Raw genomic sequence first — 25460 nt, 5'->3', positions numbered from 1 at the left:
GAATAGTTAAATAAGTGTTCCAAAAAATGTAAATATATTAAGAGAGCTAGCTTGCTCTCTCTTTTAATTCAAGTAAATGTCTTTATAATGCCTCTACATTTTTTTCACACTTTTGAGTTATGAAGCCTTATTTTTTATCTTTTTTATTTTTTATTTCATTGTTTCCTTTGGAGAGCAAAGCGGAAGAGGAACCTAGTGAGTTATCTCTTTACTCTGTAAACACGGGATCATTTCTCTATCATTTAGTACCCTACGATCCTGACTCTCATCAATACTTTGGTAATCAATACTTTTCTGTTGAGCGTAAGTTTTCTGCAGATTCTGATTACAGCTTCATGCTAGGTACTTTTTTAAACAGCCAAGCGAATCGCTGTATGCTTATTGGTGTCCGAAAAGACTGGTATCGTGTAAATAGCAAACTTGTGATTAAAGGGATGTATTCGTACGCAGGTGAGTTTTTTATCGATGCATTTGAAGACTGCGGTGATGGTGGGATATATAAGACATCAAAAGAAAAAGTTGGCGTTGCATTTGCCCCGTACATTTATCATGCAGCGCAATACAACTTTACTGACTATTTTGGCGTAGAAGCTGGCTTTATCCTACCCGGGATTATCGTAATGAGTATGCAATGGAGTTTCTAACTTCATAACAATACTAGCACTAGCCATATAATGCGGCTAATAAATACAAAAAAACCACGACTCATCAAATGATAGTCGTGGTTTTTTATGGTAAAACGAAAAAGCTTATTCGCTTTCTACTTCAGCTTCACCACGTAAATTCTGTTGCACACCTTGTAAAAAGTTACGTAGAACTTGGTCTTTACAAATACGGTAGTGTTTATGATCTGCTTTACGGAAGAAAGCACTCAGTTCGTGCTTGCTTAAACGGAAGTTAACTAACTTCATTAAGTCTAAAACGTCATCTGCTTTTAAGTTTAAAGCAATTTGTAATTTTTTAAGAATAATGTTGTTCGTTAATTTTTCTTCAGGCTTTGGTTGCTCGCCTTCACGCTTACCACGACGATCATTAATTAAACCATTTAGAAACGTTGCTAATTGAACATCTTGACAACTTTTGTAGTCTTTATCGTCATCCGCTTTTAGCCAGTTACATACTTCTTCACGAGTTACTTTAAGATCAGCAGCACCAAACAGTGCGATCATCTTAGTATCATCAAAATCAAAAGCGTAACGAATGCGTCGTAAAATGTCGTTATTAGTCAAGGTAAATCCTAAATGTATTAAATTTAAATTAGGTGCAGACTATAACTTGTAATCCACTCTGGTAAAAGATTTATGTGATCTATACGCATAAAAAAACCCGAGACAAACTCGGGTTTAATTCATTTCCATCAAATATTACATTTGACGTAAAGCGTCAATGCGTTTCTCAAGAGGTGGGTGGCTCATTAGCAGTTCTGTTAACGACTTTTTGCCATTAATACCAAATGCCATCATTGAACCTTCTAACTGAGACTCTTGGCCCATGCGTAAGCGCTCAAGAGCTGAAATCATTTTTTGCTTTCCAACCAACTGAGCAGCACCAGCATCAGCATGGAATTCACGATGACGGCTAAACCACATCGTTAAGAAGCTTGCTAGGAAACCAAAAGCTAATTCAAGTACAGTAGAAACAATGAAGTACGTCATGAAGCTTCCGCCCTCACCTTCACCTTCTTCATCACTTGATGTAAAGCCACTTACTGCATTAGCAATCATGCGAGATAAGAAAATAACGAAGGTATTTACTACACCTTGCATTAGCGTCATTGTGATCATATCACCATTTGCAATATGGCTGACTTCGTGTGCTAACACCGCTTCTGCTTCATCACGAGTCATGCTATGTAATAAACCAGTAGATACCGCAACCAACGAATCATCACGCTTTGCACCAGTAGCAAAAGCGTTCATATCAGGCGAATCATAAATAGCTACCGTTGGCATACCAATACCAACTTGTTGAGCTTGACGAGAAACCGTCTCTAATAACCAATGCTCAGTTTCGTTTCGAGGTTGTTCAATTACCTCACCACCAACAGAGCGTAATGCCATTGATTTAGACATCATTAATGAGATTAATGAACCACCAAAACCAAACAATACCGCCATAACTAACAAGCCAGACAGACTACCTTGCTGTATCCCCGTTACTGCATAAACAATATTCAGAACAATACTGAATACGATCATAACAGCTAAGTTTGTTGCTAAAAACAGCGCAATACGCTTCATTTATTTTTTCTCCAATTAATAATCAATTCAACTCACTTATTTTTTATATTTTGAGTTGCTACCAAACGTATCTAGCACGTTTATAAAGTATAAGCATAAGATAGTGCCATTTGTCGTAATTACAAGGCTTTGACGTACTTTGATACACTTTCTTTTGCCTATTAACCTTTCTATTCTTTTTAATTTTACCTCTCTGTAACTCAAAGAATAAACCTACCCTTAGACTTTGGTCGTATTGTCAAAACAAGTAATTAACTTTACTTTGTGAATCAAGAAAAATTATGGATATAAATATCAAGGATTGAACATGGCAGAACAACAAACTTACCTAATGGCGATTGATATGCTTTGCTGTCACCTAGGATTATCAAAAGAAGAAGCCAAAGAGCAATTAGGAATCGACGCTCAAACAACGGTCGAAAGTCAGATAGCAGATACCCAAGAAGCATTAATGGGTTTATATCGTTAATTAAAATACGGCACATACAAAAAAGGCAGCTTACTAACTAATAGTAAGCTGCCTTTTACTTTTTTATGAGCTGAACGTTACGCAGTAACTGATGCAGCTTCTTTCGCTTTCATTTCACCAACTGGTAATACAGTACGACCATACTCACCGTTAATTACTTGCGCCATAGAGAAGTACATAGCGCTTAAACCACAGAATAAACCGACATAACCAGCCATGTGACCAATTACTACACTACCTGTGAAATCACGAGCTGAAAGTAATGCGAATAAGATAGTTAAGCTACCAAATACAACTTGCTTAGCGCGTGGGTAGTTAAAAGTACCTAAGAATAAGAAGAATGTTAATACACCCCACATTGCAAGGTACCAACCCATAAATTCTGCTGATGTTGCTTGGCCTAGGCCCATTTCTGGCATAATGATTAAGCCAACAAGAGATAACCAGAAGAAACCATAAGAAGTAAACGCAGTTGTGCCAAACGTATTACCTTTTTTATACTCCATGATGCCTGCAATTACTTGCGCGATACCACCGTAAAAAATACCCATCGATAAGATCGCAGTATTTAAAGGAAAGAAACCTGCATTATGTAGGTTTAGTAGCACAGTTGTCATACCAAAAGCCATTAGGCCTAATGGTGCTGGGTTTGCAAGTTTGTTTGACATGCCGAAGCCTCAAAAAAAAGTGTAATGATTAAAAAATGTTTTAGGAAGCGCATTCTATTTACGAGCACCAAAGATCACAACTATCATTTATGAAATCTTACATTTCATTTATTGCATTCTTAAATTTAAACCGAAATTGATAATTTTTATGCTCACCGTATTCAGTTTTCCCTCTTCTATTTAGACAGCATTCTTAATTACGATTACACTAGAGCTCCTGCATATTAATTGAGAACCTACATGGAATTAGTGTTTTCCCTACTACAGCAATTGAGCGTTTATCTTGTACTTGCTTATTTATTAAGTAAGACACCGCTATTTCTTCCAATTACTACTATTTCAGGGCGTTGGAGCCATCGCTTTCTTTGTTACATCATCTTTTCAGGCTTCTGTATTCTTGGTACCTACTTCGGCCTCGCGATTCAAGATGCCATTGCAAATACTCGTGCAATTGGGGCTGTCATGGGGGGCGTTCTCGGAGGACCTTTAGTTGGATTTTTTGTCGGCCTAACGGGTGGATTACATCGATACTCAATGGGAGGTTTTACCGATCTAGCCTGCGCAATATCAACGACTACAGAAGGCTTATTAGGTGGTTTATTTCATTTGTATTTTGTTAGAAAAAATCAGATAGAACAATTATTTAGACCTAGAACCGTGTTAATGATTGCCTTTATTGCAGAGCTATTACAAATGACGATAATTCTTATTGTCGCTAAACCATTTGATCAAGCCTATGCACTTGTCTCTTCAATAGTTTTACCTATGGTCGTTGCTAACTCTATCGGTGCTGCAATGTTCATGAGTATTATCCAAGATAGAAAAGCCATTTATGAAAAATACTCTGCCGCATTCTCTAATAAAGCACTAAACATCGCCCAACGTTCTGTTGGAATATTAAGCCAAGGCTTCAACCAAGAAAACAGTGAACAAATCGCAAAAATCATCTATGAAGAGACCGGCGTAGGCGCTGTTTCTATTACTGATAAAGAGAAAATATTAGCCTTTATTGGCATTGGTGATGATCATCACTTACCAGGTACTCCTATTGCCTCTGACTACACACGAAAAGCCATAAAGCAGAGTAAAGTAATGTACATCGATGGGGACGAACACCCCTATCAATGCTCTATTGATGAAAAATGCAAACTCGGCTCAGCACTCGTTATTCCGCTTATTGGTGCAAATAATGAGGTGATTGGCACCATAAAACTGTATGAGCCAAAACTGAAACTATTTTCCTATATCAACATAACGCTGGGAGAAGGCATCGCCAAATTGCTCTCCAACCAAATTTTAACGGGCCGTTATTTACAGCAGCAATCTTTACTTACTCAAGCTGAATTACGCCTATTACAAGCTCAAGTGAATCCTCATTTCCTATTTAATGCGTTAAATACGATTAGTGCCGTGATCCGACGAGATCCAACTCGTGCTCGAGAATTAATTCAGCATTTATCACAGTTTTTCCGTCGAAATTTAAAACAGAACTTTGAGCAAGTCACCTTAAAAGAAGAATTACATCACGTACAATCCTACTTAGAGATTGAGCTAGCACGATTTGCAGACAGACTGACAGTCGACGTAAGTATTGACGAAAAACTGTACGATCTAAAATTACCCACATTCACCTTGCAACCCTTAGTTGAGAACGCCATCAAACATGGCACGTCGAATATGTTTGAAAATGGCGAAATAAAAATTAAAGGTTATCTATCTCATCACCAAGTGATCCTTGAGGTAATTGACAATGCAGGGCTATATACAGAGAAAACAAGCAGTGATGGTTTAGGTACTACCATTGTTGATAAACGCTTAAAAAATCAATTTGGCGACGCTTTTGGGCTGACCTTATCATGCATTGAGAATCAACAAACCAAAGCCACCATCCATTTACCATTAGAGACGATAAATCATGCTTAAAGCCATTGTGATTGACGACGAACTCTTTGCTCGCGAAGAGTTAATTGAACAATTAAACGAGATAGGTCACATCGACATCATTGCTGAATGCGGTAACGCTATTGATGGGTTAAAGCAAATAAATCAACTAAAACCCGATGTGGTATTTCTTGATATTCAAATGCCTAAAATTACAGGAATGGATTTAATCAGCATGCTTGATCCTGAGACCATGCCAAATATCGTTTTTGTTACCGCTTATGATGAATTTGCAGTAAAAGCCTTTGAAGATAACGCCTTTGATTATTTACTCAAACCGATAGAGCCTTGCCGCCTTAAAAAAACCGTAAAACGATTATTGGCAGCAGAAACCAAACTCGACCTCACTCCTATTATTACGCCTGACATTGAGTTAATCCCCTGCTCTGGGCACAACCGTATTCTTCTTCTACCATCTAAAGAGATTGAGGTTGCCAGTATTCAAGCGGCAGGTGTTGAGCTTGTAACCAAATCAGAAAAAGCTTGCACACAATTGACATTAAAAGTCCTTGAAGAAAAGACCCCGCTTATCCGCTGCCATCGACAGTTTTTAATTAACCCTCACTTTATTAGAGAGATTAAACTGCATGATAACGGTACCAGTGAGATCATCACTCAAAGTGGTCATACTGCTCAAGTCAGTCGTCGGTATCTTAAAGAAATTAAAGAGCGACTAGGGATTCAATGCTAATTACCGCTTTTAATGCAGCCACTTAATCAGGCTCAAAACCGCTTAACATAATATAAAACCACTGAGCCTCTAATCTTAACCACTCACTTTTTTTGGGCGTGAACTCTTTACGCCCATCAGTATGATAACCACCATATTCATTTATTTATATTAACCAGTAATTCAAACAAGGAATAAATTATGGTTTGGTTTCTAACCTGTGTTGCAGCGCTTATCGGTGGTTACTTCATCTACGGTGCATTTATTGAAAAAGTCTTTGGTATTAAAGAAGACAGAAAAACCCCCGCTCATACAAAAACAGATGGCGTAGATTTTGTTCCAATGTCGACACCAAAAGTCTACCTAGTTCAACTTCTTAACATTGCAGGCGTCGGTCCAATTTTTGGCCCAATCATGGGTGCCCTTTACGGCCCTGCAGCTATGTTATGGATTGTACTAGGTTGTATTTTTGCAGGTGCGGTACACGATTATTTTTCAGGAATGCTATCTGTCCGTAATGGTGGAGCCTCTGTACCTACCATTACAGGTAAGTACCTAGGCAATGGTGCAAAACACTTCATGAACGTATTCGCAATTGTTCTATTGCTTCTTGTTGGTGTGGTATTCGTGTCTGCTCCTGCAAGCATGCTAACCAACCTAATGAATGACCAATTTGATTTAGGCATCACCATGACGGCGATGGTTGTTATCATTTTTGGGTACTACATCTTGGCGACCATTGTACCTGTTGATAAAATTATCGGACGCTTCTATCCGCTATTTGGTGCTCTACTCATCTTCATGTCTGTTGGCTTAATTTCTGCAATCGCACTATCAAGTGATCATTCTGTGCTTGGTGGCTACGAGCCAAGTGAGATGTTTACCAACATGAACCCGAACGACTTACCATTGTGGCCTGCACTATTTATCACTATCGCTTGTGGTGCTATCTCTGGTTTCCACGCAACGCAATCTCCGCTAATGGCGCGTTGTATGGAAAATGAAAAGAATGGTCGCTTTGTATTCTACGGCGCAATGATTGGTGAAGGTATTATCGCTCTGATCTGGTGTGCTATCGCTCTGTCTTTCTTTGATGGTATGGAAGCACTTCAAGCAGCGGTTGCAAACGGTGGTCCTGGTAACGTAGTGTACGCATCATCATTTGGTCTTCTAGGTACATTTGGTGGCATCCTAGCGTTCTTAGGCGTCGTTATTCTACCAATTACCTCTGGCGATACTGCATTCCGCTCAAGCCGTTTAATCCTTGCTGAATATTTCAACATGGAACAGAAAACACTGCGTAACCGCCTACTTATGGCGCTTCCACTGTTCGTTCTTGGTGGTATCTTAACTCAAGTAGATTTCGGCATTATCTGGCGCTACTTCGGTTTTGCTAACCAAACAACGGCTGTAATGATGTTATGGACCGCTTCTGCTTACCTACTTCGTCACAACAAGTTACATTGGGTTGCAACGGTACCAGCGGTATTCATGACAAGCGTATGTATCACATTCATCTTAAATAACAGTCAACTTGGTTTTGGTTTACCGATGACACTATCAACCATTACCGGTGTGGTTTCAGCGTTTGTAATTGCTGGTTTGATTATTGTGAAATCAAAAGGCAAAGGTGAGATTGATTCAGAAGAAGAAAGTCTTCAATCCTGATAGTCACGTATTAAAAAAGCCGAACCGGGGGGTCGGCTTTTTTTATTAAATCGCTTATTTCTTCGTCACTTAATAGCTTGTTACACATGTAATTCAATTATATAAGTTTAATTGCTTTCCAATTATAACGATCTTTCGTTTTGTCCCACGCCATAATACGCAATACCGTTACACGTGATTCATTAGCGATATCACCAATAACAAAAGGCGGAACAAACGTATCTTCTATAAACCCAAAGCCTTTCGGCGTAATGCGAAGTTCGCCTTCAATGGTGCTAACATCCGCTAACTCAACAGGTTTGCTCGAAACTGACGCTATCACCTCTTTTTCATTGCCGTTTATTGACAGTGACAACTCAACATAGTCACCCGCTTGAGGTTTTAGATTGCTTTTGTGTATGCCCATGCGGACAGACCATGTGGTGGATTTATTCACAAAAACTTGAAAACCTTTCTCTGACTTGTGAATGTTCTCGATAACGCCAATGACTTTCTCGGTCGGGCCATGAAGATATTCGATAACATCTCGGCAAAGGGATTTTAAAAACGTTTTCAGTTCATTTTCATTTACACTAGCGTCGTACCATGGTTGATTCATCAACTGCTCAAGCTCTGGCTTTACTTTCCAACCATTACTTTGGTATGCCTGCAATGCTGTCTTTAAGCTCATTGACGCTTCTGTCGATTGCTGATTAGCCAGCAACAGCGGGATCGCCCCCTGAAGCAGCTTTAAACTGAATGTGACATCATGAGCAGAGACGATTCCCTTTGCAAAAAACTTCAGTGCCAAGCTACGGTCTTGCTTTTGGTAGGTTGCGGCTAATGCTCCCCACGCCCACGCTTCTTTCTGTTTTATTCGCAAAATTGGCAGCAATAATTCGCGAGCTTGCTCATATTGGCCAGATACAATCAAACATTTTGCTTGATCGTAGTCGAGCCAAATCAAGTGTTTCGTATCTGCCACTTGCTGACGCGTTTGATTGATAAACCCCAATACCTGATTAAGATCGAGCAGCCAAAACTCACGAGCACGTAGCCAAGCACTGGCAACTTGACGAGCCGTAGACAGCATTAAGCTAGGCACTTCACCTTTCTCGGCTTGAAAAGGTTTTTTACTTTCATCATCAAACAACGCGCTTTGGTGATGCAGCACCAAGTTAACTAGGCTTGGGAACCACTCAAGATTCTTTTTGAATTGAACTAGCAGCATCTTGTATTCCAACCCGCCTGTTGGAATATCAAAACTCACGATGGTTTGAAGCAAGTTTTCTATACGCTCAAATTCAAAGTCGCTAGGTCTAAAGTTATTCGAAGAAGCTGCGCGTTTCGAAATTTTTTCTTGTTGCTGCTTGATAAATTCATAACACACCCAAAATAATGCACCTTTGAGATACGCATCTTGCGGTGAGTGTTCTAATGCAGCAAAGCCAATATTCCATGCTTCTTGTAAATTACCTGCTTTACGTAGGTTCGTGACGGTACGAAATGGTTGCTCAACTGACATTTTTTAAAGCCTCGATAAACTCATTACAAACATCCTCGCTGTCAACCTGTTCAATTTTTATTGATGACATAAGTCCTTTACCATCAACATTAAGATCCAACTTTATGTACCCATTACTACCAACCAAGGTAACATAAGCTTTGTATTGTGATTTTTCCTCAATCAATACGGACTGCCATCCCATTTTATTGAGATAATCAGTCAACTCTCGGATAGCTTCCTCTAAAGCAGGCGATTGAATATGCGCCTTAGTAGACAACAATGACAACACCGTTTCTTTAAAGACATCAGCATTCGAACGCACTGATTGAATGGTAACCTCACCTTTTCCATTGTAACTAAACTGTACTGTCACTAGCTCACCATCTCCCGCAACAAGTTCATAGACTTGCTGATACGGTCGACCTTGAATAACATCTTGGATTTTCCAATCACTATCAACTAACAAGCTTTGAATCGTTGTATATAATGTTGCGTAGATTGAGTTTGATGTATCAAACCCGACTGGCAACTGTTCCAACTCATCCACCAGATTCGATGGTTCAAGATAGAACCTACACTTAACAGTAATAGTACCGATTTTTTTAGGAAAATAATGCCAACTTGCCTTAGATATAGGACTGAGGTCGGGGTAATTCAGTAAACCAATTTTCTGATTAGAGCTACATGTTGCTGTATACAACCAGCGAAAATAACTGTCTGTCGAATAGTTTGCATTATCGTGACAGCACGATGCATCCACATAGATCTGTGTCCAGCCACTGTAACCTTGCGCTCGATGAACGGTCATTGCATACGCAAATCTCAACCGAGCGGCATTGAAGTAGGAACTACTCATGATGTGATAGGCAAGCTTTTTTTGATACTCATGACTCAGTTGCTTATACTCTGCTTCTGGCAGGCTCTCTTTTGCTATCTCTAATTGATATTTTTGATCCTGTAATTTTTCCGTCGCTTCTTCTCGAGCAATAATATTCAAAGCAATAAGTTGATCAGCTGATAGAGCTGGTGTCTCGGCACTTAGATATTCAGGAATATACCTCACAGTTACAATTCCCATGCTCTCAAATTCGATAGTGGCTACTGCAAAATGTAGAACAGTGCCGGCTTCTCGTCCTTTCAGCAAAACTGTTTTTGTTTCAATGTCAGTGGCAACACTGACAACCCGCCCAAATGTTCCTGCATTCACCCAAATAGAGTCTGTAGGGTTATCTTGCAGGCCTACAGTTCGATTATGAATGTCAACGATATCCCCTACCACTAGTGAGTGCATGCTTCGAGTATTGAGATATTTCGCTCGAATTCCACGGTTGATCTTGAATGCATCCATATTTTGAGCACACAAAAAAGCAGTATGTTTTGGCCAAGCTACCAAGGCTCGGCCTATCTCATCTGTTTGCTCTCCAGAAATCACTCTCGTAATATCGTTTCCGCCCACTTTAGGCAGACGAACAAAGCTCTTATTTGAAAGCGCTGATACAAGCGGTAATTGGTAGTCAGATAACTCACCTGAACTTAATTGCTCTTTAAGGGAGTAAGAGCTAAATAATATGCTCTTTTCTCGAAAGACTTCCCCAGCAAGCAAACTACGCTGAATACGACCTCTAGTTAGCTGGAAAGGGTCGCCGACCAGCAGCATCTTCGGCAATAATTGCCCATTTTCTTGTAGCGCAGAGATCATGTCTTGAAACAAAAAGCCTGAACCATAGCGGGTGGTTTCAGTTTCAAACTTATCATCTCCCAACAAATGCGCATCGAGAAAAACCAATACCTCGCGCTTCACATCAGGTAAGACGACAGAAACATCGTAGCAGGCCTTGTCTTTTTCAAGTTTGCTCGGACGGCTTGCATAAAGCCATGAATAAATAGACTGGACGTCAGGAAAACCGAATGCTTTATATTTATTTGCTATGCGTGCATTAGGGCTAAGATAAACTGGGCTTTTACCATGTTCAGCAAGCACTTGAGCGATATGTCTTACTACCGTTTTTTTGCCGCAGTTCTCAGCACCAGTTATAGCGAAAGCAGAACAATCTTCAACGGCAATCCACTGATTTGCCATTAATAGAACGTGTTGCTGACTAGCCGTAAGTTGAATTTCCAAATTGATTTCTACCATATCATTTAAGATAGGAATGATTGGTGTTCACACACTATCACCATTGCCTAACTCGACTTTGCACATAAATAATTTCGCACTCTAAAAATTCCGTTACTTATAAAAACGGCAATCCAAATAGAGCTCCGATAATACCAATAGGACTAATTGGCAATGCCACGTCTGCCACTATATCGGCTAATCCCTCACTCGCAACGTCACTTGCTACAGATTCGCCGACATGGTTGGCAATTTCGCCAGTTAAAACCTCTGACAATGCATCATCCAGCGCAACGTTGTCGATCCCTGAATCAATCACCATCGTGCTATCGAAGCTATCAGCGACCTCACTAGTAACAATTATTGGGATGTCTGGGTTTTCAGCCAATGTCTCGTTGATATAAGCAACACTGTCAGTCGCTTTTAATTGCACTTCAGCCGCAATGTCACCATCACTCATCAAGGCAATATCAGAAACGGGATGGTTAGTGACTTCAAAGAGCATGGCATCCATACCTTGCTTATTAAGTGCAGTAACAACCTCTTGCTCAAAGACAATGCCTTTGATATTGCTGATATGCCCCAACATAGCATCGGGGTTAACATCCGCAAAGTAATCCAGAATTTCGTCGTTACTTGCAAGTTCAAGTTCGTTATAGCCTCGACGGACTGCATCGAAAACGGAGCTTTGAGCAATCATTGTTGGCGGGTTCCTGATAAATAATCAACAATTTGCTTGAAGCTAGTATTAAGCATTGGAAAAATATGATTCCCATTAACTTTACTCAACGCCCCATGTTTAGGTGCATTTAATTTAGCAATATCTTGGGCCGTATTACCCTTTTGGGTTTTAAACTCGGTATTTGCACCAAGATCAGCTAGTTGAATTACAGATTCAAGATAGCCTTTACTCGCCGCAACCATTAGAGGTGACCAACCATTCTTATTTCGCAAATCAAAGCTAGCTCCGTGGCCATGCAACAATTCTAACGTTGATGCTTGGTTATAAAATGCTGCATTGTAGGCAGCTGTGCATCCCGATTCACTTTGCTGGTTGACGTCCGCGCCTTTCTCGATAAGTAACGCTATCAGCTCATTTTTACCAATGACAGCTAATAATGATAACGCCGGATCCGAATCTTTATTTCTTGCATTTGGGTTTGCTCCAGCAGCAACGAGCGCTTTGATCATGTCATCATCACCTTTAGTGATGGCGATAATCAGCATCGTCTCTTTATCTTCGTTTTCCACATCTGGATTAACGCCATCAGCTAACAGCTTCTTCGCGATATTGATGTGCCCATTTTGATACGCTGACAACATGGCGGTTTCTGAATACTTGGCGCTGAATACCGCACCTTTTGCAAGAAGCTTATCGACTACTTCCAAACGTTGTTTGAAATAAGCGCCTGTCACCGCGTTCCAACCGTCATTATTACAGACATCGACGGCAGCACCGTGGTTAAGCAGAAACTCCACCGTTTTAATTCGGCCTTTCATTGCTGCCCAAATTAAAGGCGTCCAGCCCTTTTCGTTGCGGATGTTAACTTCAGCGCCTTTTTCTACCATCAACTCTGCGAGTTCAAAATACTCACTATCCAAACAAAGCAACAATGCGCTACTCATGTGTTGTGGTCGATAATTAGGGTTTGCGCCTTTGTGTAACAGTGTTTGAGCAATATCCAAAAAGCCAAGATCAATGGCTAAGCGAAGTGGGTTATGACCTGAATGATTGATATCAACATTATCATTATTCATGATCTCTTCCGCTAAAGCAGAGAAACCATTTTTCAAAGCAAGTTCAAATGGTGTTACGTTTGGCTCATCAAAAACGGTATTAACTAACTCAGGTTGTTGAGCAAGAATGTCGTTTACTAACGCCTTATTGCCCGATTCAATGGCAACAAATAAATCATCAATCATTTCGCAATCCCATATTGCTGTATCTGAATACGCTTATTATCTATTTTTAATAACGACAATCAACTTAAATTGTAATTAAAAACAATACATTACCTAAAAATAATGCCACTAACTCTAAGAGAAAGTGGCATTATTATTTTCAAGATTAATGATTGAGCTAGATTACTTATTCGCTGCAGCAATCGCCGCGTAGTCACTCAATAATTTAGATAAAATTGGCAACCAATTTAACGCATCTGTCGGTGGTTTCGTTAAAATCTTCTCAACCAATTCACAGTGCTCTTCTAACGATACCGCTTCTTCTAAATTAAATAGCATTGCATAGGTATGCCATAAAACAAGGCGCATCATTCGTAAGCTGTTTTGTTGTGAATTTTCAGACTCAGAAAATGCATGAGTCACTTCACCAAGTGCAACAGCGGCAAGACGTAACATCGCATCTAATTGAGCCGTTTGCATACGATCTTGATCTGCTGTTTCTTCTTGTTCAAAAGTGAAAATCTCTTGGATTGTCTCTTCTGGCACCATACGACTAATCACACGGTGGCTAAACTCTTCAAGTTCATGGCGTGGCATTGTTACTAAACAAGAGAAAGTATAATCACGTTCCATTTTTCTCTCCTACTTTTTAAGCTTAGTAATGCCAGCTTTCTTTTGGATCACATTTTTCAAACGCATACGACGCTCTGCCGATGATTGATCAACGTTAGCATTGTTTGTACGACCTTTACGATCTTTAAAACCTGCTTTCGTATTTACTTTTTCAATATACGCATCACGACTCTTAGGCTCGTAACCTGGTTGAACTACACGGTGAATACGTTGCTGAATTAACGTTTCAACTTGAACAACCGTTAGCTCTTCTTCGCGACTAACAAACGAAATCGCATGACCTTTTTTACCCGCACGACCAGTACGACCAATACGGTGAACATAGTCTTCTGCCAAGAATGGCATATCGTAGTTAATTACGTGTGGTAAATCAGCAATATCAAGGCCGCGAGCAGCAACATCGGTTGCAACCATTACGCGAGCTTTGCCTTCTTTAAACTCTTCTAACGCACGACGACGAGCACTTTGTGCTTTATCACCATGACAAATAACCGCTTTAATGCCATCAAGCTTAAGCTCTTTAACGATGTTGTTTGCTGTTTCTTTGTAGTTTACAAATACCAGCACTTGTTGCCAGTTTTTACGACCAATCAACTCAGAAAGTAATTCTGTTTTACGCTCTTCATCAACCGGATAAACCACATGAGCAATTGTTGTTGCTGTCATGTTTTCACGGTCTACTGAGATGCGCTTAGGACGACGTAAAATATCACTCGCTAATTTGTTCATTTGTGCAGAAGACGTTGCAGAGAACAACATGATTTGTGGCGCTGTATTTACTTCCATCATGATGTTACGAATCGCATTAACAAAGCCCATATCCAACATACGGTCAGCTTCATCAAATACTAAAAATTCAAGATTCGCGATAGAAATATTGCCCTCTTCAATGTGCTCTTGAAGACGACCAGGAGTGGCAACTAAAATATCAACACCCGGATCTAATGCTCTCTCTTGAGAAGACATTTTTTTACCACCAAATACCGCCGTTACTGATAGCGATGTGTATTTTGTGTAATCCGCAATGTTTACTGCGATTTGCTCTGCTAGTTCACGCGTTGGCGCTAAAATCAGAGCGCGAGCTGAACGACGCGTTGCTGTTTTTTTCGAATCAAGCAATTGCTGAATCACTGGCAATGCAAACGCGGCCGTTTTACCTGTACCCGTTTGAGCATTTGCAAGAATATCATGACCTTTACGTGCCAAAGGAATAGCTTTTTGCTGGATTGGGGTTAATTTCTGATAACCACATTCAGTTAATGCTTTTACGACTTCAGGTGCGAAACCTTGAGATGAAAATGACATAAAGTGGATTCCTTAAGCGAACAGTCTATGTATTCAGTGGATAATAATTTAGCCGCGCATTATAAATGATTTACGGTGAGTTAGCGCACATTTTTTGTTAATCCATCATAAAAAAAGGCAGAAACACTGAAGTATTTCTGCCTTTTTATCTATTTCGTTTTAAAACGACCCGATTAGTGAAGTTTTAAGTTTGGACGAAGTACTCGGTTAATACGACCAACCAACATAATCAAGGTTGTTTTAAACACACCATGCAATGCAATCTGATGCATACGATATAAAGAAATGTACACCACGCGAGCAATACGACCCTCAACCATCATTGAGCCTTTTGTCAGGTTCCCCATTAAGCTGCCAACCGTTGAGAAGTTACTTAATGAAACCAAAGACCCATGATCTTTATACACATACGGCTTCATTTCACGATCAGTCATCTTAGCCACAATGTTCTTAAACGCATGGCTTGCCATTTGGTGTGCCGCTTGCGCACGAGGAGGAACAAAACCACCATCTGCTTTTTCACATGATGCTAAATCACCAATAACGAAAATATCGTCATCACGCGTTGTTTGCAGCGTTGGTTTAACAACAAGCTGATTAATACGGTTCGTTTCTAAGCCTGCGATATCTTTCATGAAATCAGGTGCTTTAATACCCGCAGCCCATACCATGATTTGAGCAGGGATAAGCTCACCATCTTTAGTATGTAAACCTTCAGAGTCGGCCTTTGTTACCATTGTCGTCGTACGAACATTAACACCAAGTTTAGTTAACTCGCTGTGAGCCGCAGCAGAGATGCGCGGTGGTAATGCAGGGAGAATACGCTCACCCGCTTCTACAAGGTTTACGTTTAGCTTTGCAGAATCCAAATCGCCAAAGCCGTATAAACGTAGCTCTTTAACTGCATTATGTAACTCAGCAGACAGTTCAACACCCGTAGCACCAGCACCAACAATCGCAATATCTACGGTTTTTTGTGTTGGGTGCATATGAAGCTTTAAGAATTGGTTGTTCATTTCAGTACGGAAACGGTGAGCTTGCTCTGGGCTATCTAGGAAGATACAGTTTTCACGAACACCCGGAGTATTAAAATCATTTGATGTTGAGCCAATCGCAAGGATCAGGTAATCGTATTCGATTTCTCTTGTCGGAATAAGAACTTCGTCATGCTCATCTTTAATTTCAGCCAGCGTGATGAATTTACGCTCACGGTTGATATCGCATAAGCTGCCCATTTGGAAATCAAACGAATGGTTTTTTGCATGAGCACGGTAACTGATTGCATCAACACCTTCATCTAAAGAACCCGTTGCTACTTCATGAAGTAATGGTTTCCATAAATGGCTCGCTTTACGATCAACCAAAGTAACTTCTGCACGACCTTTACGACCTAATGTACGACCAAATTTAGTAGCAAGCTCTAGACCACCAGCTCCACCACCAACAATAACAATCTTAGTCATTGCAATCTTCCTCTAAAAAATAAAAACGGCATCAACCTGAGCGACTCAGATTAAAAAATGTGTGCTCTCTACTTTTCATACACGCTATCGTAAAAAGTAAGAGTCTTGAGGAAACAGCGTTCACGTTACGCTAATTTTGAGCAATGTATGCTTCTTGTCTTTGTTTTAGACCAATGTAATTCATTAGATGATTACATTGGTATGAGCATTATATATCTGCATTTCGGATGTTATCAAGCAGATATAGATGTTATAGAGAAGATTTCTTTTGAGGTGTAAAATAAATGATGGAGTTGTGTTATTTTGTTACGAGGGGTTGTTTCTTTGGTTTAGATCAAAAAACCTCACGATATTGTGAGGTTTTTATTATGTTGCAACCGTTTTTTATATCTAGATCGAATTTACAAAACAGGCACTAGATTAAGGTTTCAGCTTCTTTAAACTCTTTCATTACCTGCAAATGCTGAGAGATCTTTTTGAACTTATGTGTTTCATTTTCATCCCAAATGATTTGGTAATAAGGCTCAAGCTCTACTGCTGTCTCTGCATTATCACGTATCTCATCGCTCTTAGATAAAATACATAAACAATGTTCTTTATTCTTTTGGCGGAATTTTTCTACGCACTTAGTCGCAATGTCAGCATATTCTTCAGGACGATCAATACGTCCTTCCATATTCACTTCTGGGTGCAAGTTAGGATTAAAAATAACCTGACGGATCCCACATAAAAAGCCAATACGTTCAGCCCAAAAGCCACCAAGACCAACACCACAAATAATTGGGTTTGGATCGCCCGCTTGCTCAATAACCTTATGCACTTCTTTTAATAAGTGCTGCATATCATGCTTAGGATGCAGAGTGCTGTAATTAATGAAACGAACATCTTCATCAATAAATTGAAGTTGTACCACTTTCTCATGATTACCAGGGCTTGTTGAGTCAAAGCCGTGAAGATAAATAATCATGTTTCCCCCTGTTCCTGAATAAGAATTAGTCCATATAAGTAAATTTAATCTACCATGAAAATTATGGTTTTAAAGCCATTAACTTAAGCAAAACTGAGAACAGTGATCTAGCCTAGATAATTGCCGATTTATTTTTTAATTAATGGCATTAATTTCTTTAACTTGCTCATTTCTCGTTCAGCCAACTCTTGATAGCACGCATCTTTCAGTAACTGATGGCCTAGAGAAAACCATAACGCCCCCATAAAAAAAACCCAAGGCGTCCACTTATTCACCGCTTGCTTCCATTTGTTTTCATCAAAACCTCGTAGCAGGCAATAACGGTGAATAACCTCATCAGCATCGAACTGATTAGCAATGATCATGGTTGCTAAGTCTTGGCTTGGTTCTCCGATAGAAGCGTATTCCCAATCAATCAACCCATACCCTTTCTCTTTGACAATAATATTATAAGCACCAATGTCGAAGTGACATAAACAAGGAGTAAATAAAGGCAGTTCTTCTTCTTGAGAGAAGTAATCAACATAAACTTGCATTTCACTTGTTTGGTTTTCTGGTTCTAATGATGACCAATAACTCAAAATACGTGATTTTAAGCTCATCACATCATTTTTAACTTCATCGTTAAACCCATCCAAAGCAAGTTGATGAACTGATACTAATAGTTCAACCGCAACGTCTTTGGCTTTATCCAGCTCAATCACATCACCCTTAAACCATTCAACCAATAAACCCTCATCATTTGAGCCGTAAACATTGGGAGCAAAAGACACTGTTTGCAATGCTGTTAATATGACTTGTTCTTTGTCTCTATTTGCCCCAAGTACTTTCGCTTGCTCAGATACTGGACGCCAGACAAAAGTTCCCTCTTTCGCTTCGACTTTTAAACAGGCATTAGTTAATCCACCAGACAGTAACGATACTTTGTTAGTATTTAACCCAAAGCCATCAAAATTAATATCCATCTCTACTCCATAAATCTCGTAATAACATAAGCTTATAAAAGTTTATCACAATTAACCAAGCGCTTTTATTCTGTCTCTAATTTGCATTAAAAATTGATTTTAAAATCTTAATAATTTTCGCTATTCAAACCTAATAAATTGGATTATTATCCGCGCCCTACGCGTCTCTTTAAGGGTTAACTATTATACAGTTCCTCATCGGACGTACTTCTTATACCAATCACAGTAAGTAAGTGATCAGAAATAACGCAGGGAAAATGCTTGAGAACAAGGCGAAGTTTTTCGATAAGTAGTTATTCTACAATCAAAAATTTCAACGTAGTTATCGAGCATTTTAACCAGTTAGGATGAACAGTTATTTACTACGATTGGTATTATATACCTTTCCAAATAAGCGGTTAATCAAACACTTAAAGTAGACTGGTGTTATTTTGGATAGACTATAATGTCCTCTAACGCTTTATATACTGATTTATCTGGCTATTACGATTTAATGTGTGCTGATATCGATTATCAAGAGCAAAGTAACTTTGTTCGCCGTATACATCAAATCTTTGGTAATCAAGGAAGAGATTATCTAGATTTAGCGTGTGGTACAGGCCCGCATGTTAAACATTTTATTAATTATGGATATCAGGCAAAAGGGTTAGACATAAACCAACCTATGCTTGATATTGCAAAGCAGCGTAACCCTGAAGCTGAGTTTATTTTGCATGACATGAGTAACTTCAAGGTTGAAGAACCATTGGATTTAATCACCTGTTTTCTTTACTCGATTCACTACAATGCGAATATTGAAAAACTGTCTGAATGCATTGCAAGCGCTCATGCAGCGTTAAAGCCAGAAGGCGTACTTTGCTTTAATTCTGTAGCAAGAAACAAAATCGACAATCGCTCATTTGTAAAACATCCGGCAGAGCACGAAGGCAGCCAATTTAGCTTCCAATCAGGCTGGAACTATTGTGGCGAAGGTGAGCAACAACACCTATTGTTAAAAATAGAAAAAACAACGGATGGCGTAACAGAGGTTTGGGACGACAAGCACCCTATGGTTGCGGTTGATTTTGAACAGCTTAACGCTTTGCTAGAACCGTACTTTGACGTTCATATGTTTGAGCATGATTATGAAAAAATCACACCATTAAATGATGGCTCAGGTAATGCTATTGTGGTTTGTGTGAAGAAATAACTTTAATACATATTATTGCAATACAAACAAAAAAATCCGCCCATTAAAGGCGGATTTTTATTTAACTCATCTTCAGAATAATCTTATCTCTGAGTACAGATTATAGGTAGTTAGCATCAACCAATTCGCTAAGCTCTACTTTATTTACTTCAGGACGGCTATCTAACCAATTAGCCACAAGAAGTTGCTCGTCTGCTGTGGCTGAACGGTAACGCTCAGTTGAACAGATAAAGCCTTCAAATAGCTCTAGGCCGCCGCCGCCAAAGCATAGGTCAATGCTGTTAATGTAATCAATGAAATCATCAACAAATGCATCGTATTGGTCAAAGTCTTTAAATTCAGTAGCGCAGCTTACTTCAAAACCAAGAATCGCAAATTCACCTAAGTATAATTTCTTACGAATACGACGATTTTTGTTTTCTAACTTATTCAGTTTCATGACATTTCTCTCTTTGATTTATCTACTACCTTTATACTCCTTTAGTCAGGTTTACCCAAGCTTTGTTTTCATAAATAGATCAGCCAATATAACTAATTAGCTGTTCTATTTAATAAAAAAAAGCCAGAGCAGTTACCTACTCTGGCTTTCTTTAGCTATCAATTAACGTTGGGTAATTACCAACCTAATAAGCTTTTCTCTTGTTGTTTACGGATCTCAGTTTCATCAGCCCACTCGATAAGGCCAGTTTCTAGATCCATTAAACGCATTGTCATTTTGTAATATACGTCTTTGTCGCTACCTGCATTTTTCACGATGCTAGAAAGGTTGCCATAAAGCATGTATTGAGCGCCAACCATTTTACCGAACTGAATCGCTGTATTTTGGTTTACTAACTCATCGTTGTTTTGGAAGTTAAGTTGTGAACGTACCGCTTCTACGCGATCCATATCAACGAAACGGAACTTACCAGAATTAAGTAGCTTAGTACTGATTGAATCCGTTACTGATTCAGTATCAATATGCTCGCTTGTTTTGTTCTTAATACTCTCAACAAAAACAATTGGACGATTACCTTGAGTAATTTGAGCAACAGCACCAGAAGACAACATGCTTTCTGTCATTTCACCCGCAATCTTTTGTAGATCCGTTGAGCCAAAGTCTACCGTTGTTGTTTCAACCGCTTGAGCATCACCGTAACTTACTTTATTAGAACAACCACCGAGTAATACAGCCAAGCCTAATAATGCAACAACACTTTTTTTCATTTTATTTACCTCTAGTAAGTGGTTTCTATCTTAAATTATAGAAGGTTATTCTAATGTACGAATTTGAACACGAAATTGAGTTGCTTCAGGCTTTATAGCCACACCTTGAATGCTCATTGTATCTAAACCACGAACAATAAAAGTACGCCAAGGTGAATCAGAACCATTCACTTCTAGCCCTTGAGCATCATACCAATAAAAACGGTATTGAAGTTGTTGATCCCCTGAGAATTTACTTGTAACTGACACAATGCCTCGAACCAAGCCATTGTTGTCTTGTGTACTTATCTGTTCAACCGATAAACGATGCCCAAGTACATTATCACCAAATAATACTTTCTGAGTACTGCTGTCTACGCTAATACCAGCGGTTTGACTTGAACTACACGCTGCTAGTGCCAATGGTAGTAACAATACGATAAGCCATTTCTTCATTATATTTCTCCTAACTGTTTATGCCACCATGTGACAGCTTTTCCTTGCCTAGAGACCCAAACCACCACGGTATGACCATCTTTTACTGTAAAATTTAGTTCATTCCCTAAATATTGAATTTGATTCTCACCAGACTCAATATTTTTACTCGTTACACTAATCACACCCGGTAATGTTTGCCAGCTACGCGTATCTGGTTGCTCTGTCAGTGAGTTAAAAATAGTTAACACTGCATTAGCGAGCTCTTCCTCTTTGGTGTTTCTTGATGTTTTTCGTAGTTCATCTTTTGCTACAACACGTAAAGCCTGTCGAATAACCATTGCGGGGATACGCTCATTCAGATCATTACGAGCCATCAAGGTGACATCAGCAACAGGATCTGAATTTAACGCTTTATCATTCACTTTAAGTGGCGTGAAAACTTCACGGTTTGTCGTTTTATAATAAGGCAAAGCTAGATTGTATTGAACAAAGTTACCTTGGCTATCCCACATTGGTAATCGTAATCGCCAGTCCGAAAGCTGTGGCAAAATACCTTGCTCATCAATAATAATGACACGGCTATCCGTTCGATTAGGTACCTGATATTCACCATACTTCTGCTCTAGCATTCGAATATCATTACGCATACCAAGACGTCGAGCGAGACGCTGTACAGATTCAATAACCGTCTTATTATTCGGTGCAACGGCTAAGGCTCTTTTATAGTCGATATACGCATCACTGTAATTACGGTTCGTTTCATATAACAAACCAGAGTAGTAGAACAAATAGCCATTTTGCACCGCTGCCAGCTTATCACCCACATCAGGATAATTAGCTAAAATCGCGCCGACATTCGCATCAACACCTTGTTTCTTTGCTTCTTTCTCTGCAGAGCGTAAGTCTTTCTCACGATCTCTTTTGGCTTGTTCTTGAATATAGTTTGCTTTACGAACTTCAACCAAAGCACCGTCTAAATCATTATTCTTTAAATAATTCAGTGAAAGATACAAGTGCAAATAACCGAGCTCATAATCCGCCGGTTTATAGTCAATTAAATTATCATTCGTTACCAGCGAACCAACTTGATTCGCCGAATCTGAAACAGAGATAACCGCTTGATCGCTTTGCACTCTTGCCGCCTGCTCTGCGGTTTCAAAATCAGATTTACTGACCGTGTAGTGCTCACTGAGTAAAGCCACTCGCCCACGTTCTAAGTTATCGAGAATAGGACCGCCGATCTCAATAGGCTCTTCACTATAGGCAAGTTTAGAGTCACCATTTTTAACTAGCTGATAAGTGTCATCCGTTTGTGCAGAATAATGACTAAACAAATTACCGACAGACAGATTCGCACACCCTGTCATTAGCAGAGTAAAAGACAATACAATGGTTTTTTTTAATATCGATGTCATTAAAATAGAATGCTCTTGATTGAAAAAGTAAGGCCCCAACTATCGGAGCCTTATATTAGCGATCTATTAGCTTAATAGCATTGGACCTAATGGACGTCCGCCCACAAGGTGCATATGAATATGGTATACCTCTTGGCCACCATGAGGATTACAATTAACAATTAAGCGGTAACCATCTTTGGCAATACCCTCTTCAATCGCAATTTTCTTAGCTACAGTAAACAAACGCCCCATGACTAGCTCATCTTCAGCTTCTACGTCATTTGTTGTCGGGATAAGCTTATTAGGAATAATCAATACGTGGCTCGGCGCACGCGGGTTAATATCACGAAACGCAGTAACTAAATCATCTTGATAAACCACATCCGCAGGGATCTCTTTGCGAATAATTTTACTAAAAATCGTTTCTTCAGCCATGAAGCTTCTCCAATAAAACACAGTTTTTTATTTACTATTAGCTCTAGTATGCGTCACAAATTTGTCGAAAACAATCACTTGAATCATAAGTTCAGCACAAATAATTTCTTAATACATAAAAAACTATTTAAAATTTGAGAGTCACCTCTCGCTACGAATTGTCGTTTTTATAGATATTGTCACAATTAGTGATACTAAATAATCATACTATCAATAATATTGTCATCATATTAAGACAGAGTCTCACCACTGAGGCTTAAGCTTTACATTTAATACAATTATTATATAAGAGAGATAGAACATGAACAGTTCGGTAGTACGTCGAATGTATGCAGGATTTTCACTGATTGTGATCCTGTTTATAACGACGGTTATACTAATGCTCAATGGAACGAGTAATATTCACACTCAAATGAAATCCGTTTCTTCTGAATCATTACCTTTGGTCAGTTTATCCAACGAAACGAGCGTTGCCCTTCTTGCTGCAGACAAATCATTTAAAGACTTTTTAACGACACGCGATCCCTCTCAAATGCAACAGTCAAGAGAGCAGTTCACTTCAGCACAAGAAACATTTAACTCAACCTTTAAGCGCTTAACAACGGTAGCAGAACAAAAGAATACCGGCGCTCAGCAACGAACTGAACTCACCGCTATTCAACAAGCGTATTTCACAGAAGCTAGAGTAGCCATGAATAACTACCAAGCTCTATTACTTGCTGAAGATGAAAAACAGAAATCAATCCGTAGCTTCCAACGCCTTTACACTGAATTAAGTGTTCGTATGAAGGAATACGTTAACGACCAAGAAAGCATTGCCGTTAAAATGATGGCAAAAAGTTACTTTGTTAAACTAGAAGATGCAGAATTAATCACCTCTGACGCACTAGCAAGCAACGATATTGAGTTTGTAAAAAAAGCCGTTAACCAAAACAAAAAAGCCGTTACCCATTTAAACTACGCGTATCGCGGTTTGGTAAATCAGCTACCTCAGTTGAAAGAAACCTTTGATGATCCTGTGAATCAATTTAGTAATGAAGTCGGTAAAAAAGAAGGCATCCTAAATACACACTTTGCTTATCTAAATGCGACCGATACCCTTTATAGCAATATCTCTAATCTGGCACGCCAAATTGATAGCGCGCTTGTTTTATTAACCTCATTTAATGAATTAGCAAATCAAGACTTACAACAATCATTGCAAATTGCTGAAGATATCTATCAACAAAGCGTATATAAAGCGATTGTATTAGGTATTGTGGTTTCATTGCTTGCGACCTTTATTGGTTATCACCTTGCATCATCAGTTCGCACACCATTAAAAAATATGCTACGTATTTTAGAGTCATTGACTTCTGGTGATATGACTCAACGAATTGAAACCAAAAGAAATACCGAATTCAGTCGTGTTTCTCGTCACATCAATACACTGGCTGATAATTTACAAAAAGTACTACTGCAACTCAGTGGTGCCTCAGACGAATTGACCGAGGTTGCTCAAAACAACAGCTCAACGGCTGAAAGAGCAAAACAACAACTGCTAAGTCAACGCGAACAAACCACTAGCGTCGCCGCGGCGATGACTCAAATGGAACACTCAGTTGTTGAAGTTGCCTCAAGCTCAGAAAGCTCCCTACTTAAAGTACAAGAAGTAGAAGCCGCTTCAGAGCATGGTCAACAAGTGATGCAAAGCAATTTGCAAACCATTGAACAGCTATCAAGCCGCCTTGATGAATCAGTACAAGCCGTAGGTAATTTACAAAAAGTCAGCGGTGAAATTGGTTCTATTCTCGATGTGATCAATAACATTGCAGAGCAAACTAACTTACTTGCACTGAACGCCGCGATTGAAGCAGCGCGCGCAGGTGAGCAAGGACGTGGCTTTGCCGTAGTCGCCGATGAAGTTCGTATTCTTGCTCAACGTACTGCAAAATCAACCTCTGAGATTGAAGTCATGATTGCCAACCTTCAATCCAGCTCTAAAACCACAACTACCGTGATTGAAAGCTGTGTAGTCGACATGCAGCAGAGTGTTACTCAAACAAACGAAGCCAATAATGCAATGGTAATGATCCAAAGCTTAATTGATGAGATAAGCCACATGAGTAACCATATTTCTCAAGCAGCTAACGAGCAAAGTGCAACCACAACTGAAATTGCACGCAGTCTTGAAGACATTAGCCACATTGCAGAAGAGAACCAAACCGCAATGAATGATATTGCCAATGTCAGCTCAACATTGAATGAGTTGGCACACCAACAAAGTGATATCGTGCATCAGTTTAAGGTTTAGCTTAGTTAATTAAGCAGGTAACCAAACGAC

At 39.4% G+C, this 25460-nt stretch carries 24 protein-coding genes; 7 read left to right on the top strand and 17 right to left on the bottom strand.

Annotated features, from left to right (window positions below; all coding sequences use genetic code 11):
* The first annotated feature begins 119 nt into the window (after positions 1–119).
* Complete coding sequence (locus tag PVK63_RS02220) at positions 120–644, top strand: hypothetical protein (protein WP_130047878.1); 525 nt, start codon at positions 120–122, stop codon at positions 642–644.
* A gap of 105 nt (positions 645–749) precedes the next feature.
* On the opposite strand, the gene PVK63_RS02215 is transcribed toward PVK63_RS02220, so the two are convergent.
* Complete coding sequence (locus PVK63_RS02215; RefSeq protein WP_130045311.1) at positions 750–1229, bottom strand: DUF1456 family protein; 480 nt, start codon at positions 1227–1229, stop codon at positions 750–752.
* A gap of 135 nt (positions 1230–1364) precedes the next feature.
* Positions 1365–2240, bottom strand: coding sequence for a protease HtpX (htpX, locus tag PVK63_RS02210; protein ID WP_130045310.1), 876 nt, complete (start codon positions 2238–2240; stop codon positions 1365–1367).
* Between the two features lie 307 nt (positions 2241–2547).
* On the opposite strand from htpX, the gene PVK63_RS02205 reads away from it, so the two are divergent.
* Positions 2548–2709, top strand: a complete 162-nt coding sequence (locus PVK63_RS02205) for a heat-shock protein HtpX (RefSeq protein WP_130045309.1) — start codon at positions 2548–2550, stop codon at positions 2707–2709.
* A 77-nt stretch (positions 2710–2786) separates the two neighbouring features.
* Here the strand turns inward: PVK63_RS02205 and PVK63_RS02200 are convergent, their stop codons facing one another.
* Positions 2787–3377 carry an acetate uptake transporter gene (locus PVK63_RS02200; RefSeq protein WP_130086815.1) on the bottom strand — a complete coding sequence of 197 codons (591 nt, stop codon included), beginning with the start codon at positions 3375–3377 and terminating at the stop codon, positions 2787–2789.
* Between the two features lie 240 nt (positions 3378–3617).
* Here PVK63_RS02200 and PVK63_RS02195 point away from each other — a divergent pair, with 240 nt between their 5' ends.
* From PVK63_RS02195 to PVK63_RS02185, 3 genes are all read left to right on the top strand, one after another.
* The gene (locus PVK63_RS02195; protein ID WP_130045307.1) at positions 3618–5300 is read left to right on the top strand and encodes a sensor histidine kinase; all 1683 of its coding nucleotides are present in this window, start codon (positions 3618–3620) and stop codon (positions 5298–5300) included.
* Positions 5293–6009, top strand: coding sequence for a two-component system response regulator BtsR (gene btsR / locus PVK63_RS02190; RefSeq protein ID WP_130086814.1), 717 nt, complete (start codon positions 5293–5295; stop codon positions 6007–6009). Before PVK63_RS02195 ends, btsR begins: the two co-directional genes overlap by 8 nt.
* A gap of 180 nt (positions 6010–6189) precedes the next feature.
* Positions 6190–7656 carry a carbon starvation CstA family protein gene (locus PVK63_RS02185; protein WP_130045305.1) on the top strand — a complete coding sequence of 489 codons (1467 nt, stop codon included), beginning with the start codon at positions 6190–6192 and terminating at the stop codon, positions 7654–7656.
* Between the two features lie 97 nt (positions 7657–7753).
* Here the strand turns inward: PVK63_RS02185 and PVK63_RS02180 are convergent, their stop codons facing one another.
* From PVK63_RS02180 to PVK63_RS02140, 9 genes are all read right to left on the bottom strand, one after another.
* Positions 7754–9160 (bottom strand): DUF7017 domain-containing protein, encoded by a 1407-nt coding sequence (locus PVK63_RS02180; RefSeq protein WP_130086813.1) that lies wholly within the window; start codon positions 9158–9160, stop codon positions 7754–7756.
* Entirely contained in the window at positions 9150–11264 is a 2115-nt protein-coding gene (locus PVK63_RS02175) for a hypothetical protein (RefSeq protein WP_130045303.1), read from the bottom strand. The genes PVK63_RS02180 and PVK63_RS02175 overlap by 11 nt, the downstream gene beginning before the upstream one ends.
* 112 nt (positions 11265–11376) lie before the next feature.
* Entirely contained in the window at positions 11377–11958 is a 582-nt protein-coding gene (locus tag PVK63_RS02170; RefSeq protein ID WP_130045302.1) for a hypothetical protein, read from the bottom strand.
* Complete coding sequence (locus PVK63_RS02165) at positions 11955–13181, bottom strand: ankyrin repeat domain-containing protein (protein ID WP_130045301.1); 1227 nt, start codon at positions 13179–13181, stop codon at positions 11955–11957. The genes PVK63_RS02170 and PVK63_RS02165 overlap by 4 nt, the downstream gene beginning before the upstream one ends.
* A gap of 162 nt (positions 13182–13343) precedes the next feature.
* Positions 13344–13793, bottom strand: a complete 450-nt coding sequence (locus tag PVK63_RS02160; protein WP_130086812.1) for an exoribonuclease R — start codon at positions 13791–13793, stop codon at positions 13344–13346.
* A 9-nt stretch (positions 13794–13802) separates the two neighbouring features.
* A complete protein-coding gene (locus tag PVK63_RS02155) occupies positions 13803–15098 on the bottom strand; it encodes a DEAD/DEAH box helicase (protein WP_130045299.1) in 1296 nt (431 codons plus the stop codon).
* Positions 15099–15271: 173 nt separating this feature from the next.
* Positions 15272–16561, bottom strand: coding sequence for an NAD(P)/FAD-dependent oxidoreductase (locus PVK63_RS02150; protein WP_130045298.1), 1290 nt, complete (start codon positions 16559–16561; stop codon positions 15272–15274).
* Between the two features lie 415 nt (positions 16562–16976).
* Positions 16977–17528, bottom strand: a complete 552-nt coding sequence (ycfP, locus tag PVK63_RS02145) for an alpha/beta hydrolase YcfP (protein WP_130045297.1) — start codon at positions 17526–17528, stop codon at positions 16977–16979.
* Positions 17529–17656: 128 nt separating this feature from the next.
* A complete protein-coding gene (locus tag PVK63_RS02140) occupies positions 17657–18493 on the bottom strand; it encodes a phosphotransferase (RefSeq protein WP_130086811.1) in 837 nt (278 codons plus the stop codon).
* Positions 18494–18938: 445 nt separating this feature from the next.
* Here PVK63_RS02140 and PVK63_RS02135 point away from each other — a divergent pair, with 445 nt between their 5' ends.
* Positions 18939–19682, top strand: coding sequence for a class I SAM-dependent DNA methyltransferase (locus PVK63_RS02135; RefSeq protein WP_130049339.1), 744 nt, complete (start codon positions 18939–18941; stop codon positions 19680–19682).
* Positions 19683–19782: 100 nt separating this feature from the next.
* Here PVK63_RS02135 and PVK63_RS02130 read toward each other — a convergent pair whose 3' ends face one another.
* The 5 genes from PVK63_RS02130 to hinT all read right to left on the bottom strand — a co-directional run bounded on the left by PVK63_RS02130 (position 19783) and on the right by hinT (position 23137).
* Positions 19783–20121, bottom strand: coding sequence for a YggL family protein (locus tag PVK63_RS02130; RefSeq protein ID WP_130045294.1), 339 nt, complete (start codon positions 20119–20121; stop codon positions 19783–19785).
* A gap of 176 nt (positions 20122–20297) precedes the next feature.
* Positions 20298–20888, bottom strand: a complete 591-nt coding sequence (gene lpoB, locus PVK63_RS02125) for a penicillin-binding protein activator LpoB (protein WP_122035085.1) — start codon at positions 20886–20888, stop codon at positions 20298–20300.
* Between the two features lie 45 nt (positions 20889–20933).
* Positions 20934–21323, bottom strand: a complete 390-nt coding sequence (locus tag PVK63_RS02120; RefSeq protein WP_122035087.1) for a YcfL family protein — start codon at positions 21321–21323, stop codon at positions 20934–20936.
* Positions 21323–22720 carry a COG3014 family protein gene (locus PVK63_RS02115; RefSeq protein ID WP_130086810.1) on the bottom strand — a complete coding sequence of 466 codons (1398 nt, stop codon included), beginning with the start codon at positions 22718–22720 and terminating at the stop codon, positions 21323–21325. The genes PVK63_RS02120 and PVK63_RS02115 overlap by 1 nt, the downstream gene beginning before the upstream one ends.
* A gap of 66 nt (positions 22721–22786) precedes the next feature.
* Positions 22787–23137 carry a purine nucleoside phosphoramidase gene (hinT, locus tag PVK63_RS02110; protein WP_130045292.1) on the bottom strand — a complete coding sequence of 117 codons (351 nt, stop codon included), beginning with the start codon at positions 23135–23137 and terminating at the stop codon, positions 22787–22789.
* A gap of 301 nt (positions 23138–23438) precedes the next feature.
* Here hinT and PVK63_RS02105 point away from each other — a divergent pair, with 301 nt between their 5' ends.
* Positions 23439–25430, top strand: a complete 1992-nt coding sequence (locus PVK63_RS02105; protein WP_130086809.1) for a methyl-accepting chemotaxis protein — start codon at positions 23439–23441, stop codon at positions 25428–25430.
* Positions 25431–25460: the final 30 nt, after the last annotated feature.

It is taken from the genome of Aliivibrio sp. S2TY2 (assembly GCF_028765525.1).
Taxonomy (GTDB): Bacteria; Pseudomonadota; Gammaproteobacteria; order Enterobacterales; family Vibrionaceae; genus Aliivibrio; species Aliivibrio finisterrensis_A.
This window is presented reverse-complemented; position numbering and strand designations above follow the sequence as displayed.

Excerpts from the sequence above, each read along its gene's own strand:
- PVK63_RS02140 (WP_130086811.1), bottom strand. The coding sequence starts at position 18,493 with ATGGATATTAATTTTGATGGCTTTGGGTTAAATACTAACAAAGTATCG.
- PVK63_RS02105 (WP_130086809.1), top strand. The coding sequence starts at position 23,439 with ATGAACAGTTCGGTAGTACGTCGAATGTATGCAGGATTTTCACTGATT.
- PVK63_RS02220 (WP_130047878.1), top strand. The coding sequence starts at position 120 with ATGAAGCCTTATTTTTTATCTTTTTTATTTTTTATTTCATTGTTTCCT.
- PVK63_RS02180 (WP_130086813.1), bottom strand. The coding sequence starts at position 9,160 with ATGTCAGTTGAGCAACCATTTCGTACCGTCACGAACCTACGTAAAGCA.
- PVK63_RS02130 (WP_130045294.1), bottom strand. The coding sequence starts at position 20,121 with ATGAAACTGAATAAGTTAGAAAACAAAAATCGTCGTATTCGTAAGAAA.
- PVK63_RS02205 (WP_130045309.1), top strand. The coding sequence starts at position 2,548 with ATGGCAGAACAACAAACTTACCTAATGGCGATTGATATGCTTTGCTGT.
- btsR (WP_130086814.1), top strand. The coding sequence starts at position 5,293 with ATGCTTAAAGCCATTGTGATTGACGACGAACTCTTTGCTCGCGAAGAG.
- PVK63_RS02135 (WP_130049339.1), top strand. The coding sequence starts at position 18,939 with ATGTCCTCTAACGCTTTATATACTGATTTATCTGGCTATTACGATTTA.
- PVK63_RS02195 (WP_130045307.1), top strand. The coding sequence starts at position 3,618 with ATGGAATTAGTGTTTTCCCTACTACAGCAATTGAGCGTTTATCTTGTA.
- PVK63_RS02185 (WP_130045305.1), top strand. The coding sequence starts at position 6,190 with ATGGTTTGGTTTCTAACCTGTGTTGCAGCGCTTATCGGTGGTTACTTC.
- ycfP (WP_130045297.1), bottom strand. The coding sequence starts at position 17,528 with ATGATTATTTATCTTCACGGCTTTGACTCAACAAGCCCTGGTAATCAT.
- PVK63_RS02160 (WP_130086812.1), bottom strand. The coding sequence starts at position 13,793 with ATGGAACGTGATTATACTTTCTCTTGTTTAGTAACAATGCCACGCCAT.
- PVK63_RS02115 (WP_130086810.1), bottom strand. The coding sequence starts at position 22,720 with ATGACATCGATATTAAAAAAAACCATTGTATTGTCTTTTACTCTGCTA.
- PVK63_RS02170 (WP_130045302.1), bottom strand. The coding sequence starts at position 11,958 with ATGATTGCTCAAAGCTCCGTTTTCGATGCAGTCCGTCGAGGCTATAAC.
- lpoB (WP_122035085.1), bottom strand. The coding sequence starts at position 20,888 with ATGAAAAAAAGTGTTGTTGCATTATTAGGCTTGGCTGTATTACTCGGT.
- PVK63_RS02200 (WP_130086815.1), bottom strand. The coding sequence starts at position 3,377 with ATGTCAAACAAACTTGCAAACCCAGCACCATTAGGCCTAATGGCTTTT.
- PVK63_RS02120 (WP_122035087.1), bottom strand. The coding sequence starts at position 21,323 with ATGAAGAAATGGCTTATCGTATTGTTACTACCATTGGCACTAGCAGCG.
- htpX (WP_130045310.1), bottom strand. The coding sequence starts at position 2,240 with ATGAAGCGTATTGCGCTGTTTTTAGCAACAAACTTAGCTGTTATGATC.
- PVK63_RS02155 (WP_130045299.1), bottom strand. The coding sequence starts at position 15,098 with ATGTCATTTTCATCTCAAGGTTTCGCACCTGAAGTCGTAAAAGCATTA.
- hinT (WP_130045292.1), bottom strand. The coding sequence starts at position 23,137 with ATGGCTGAAGAAACGATTTTTAGTAAAATTATTCGCAAAGAGATCCCT.
- PVK63_RS02165 (WP_130045301.1), bottom strand. The coding sequence starts at position 13,181 with ATGATTGATGATTTATTTGTTGCCATTGAATCGGGCAATAAGGCGTTA.
- PVK63_RS02150 (WP_130045298.1), bottom strand. The coding sequence starts at position 16,561 with ATGACTAAGATTGTTATTGTTGGTGGTGGAGCTGGTGGTCTAGAGCTT.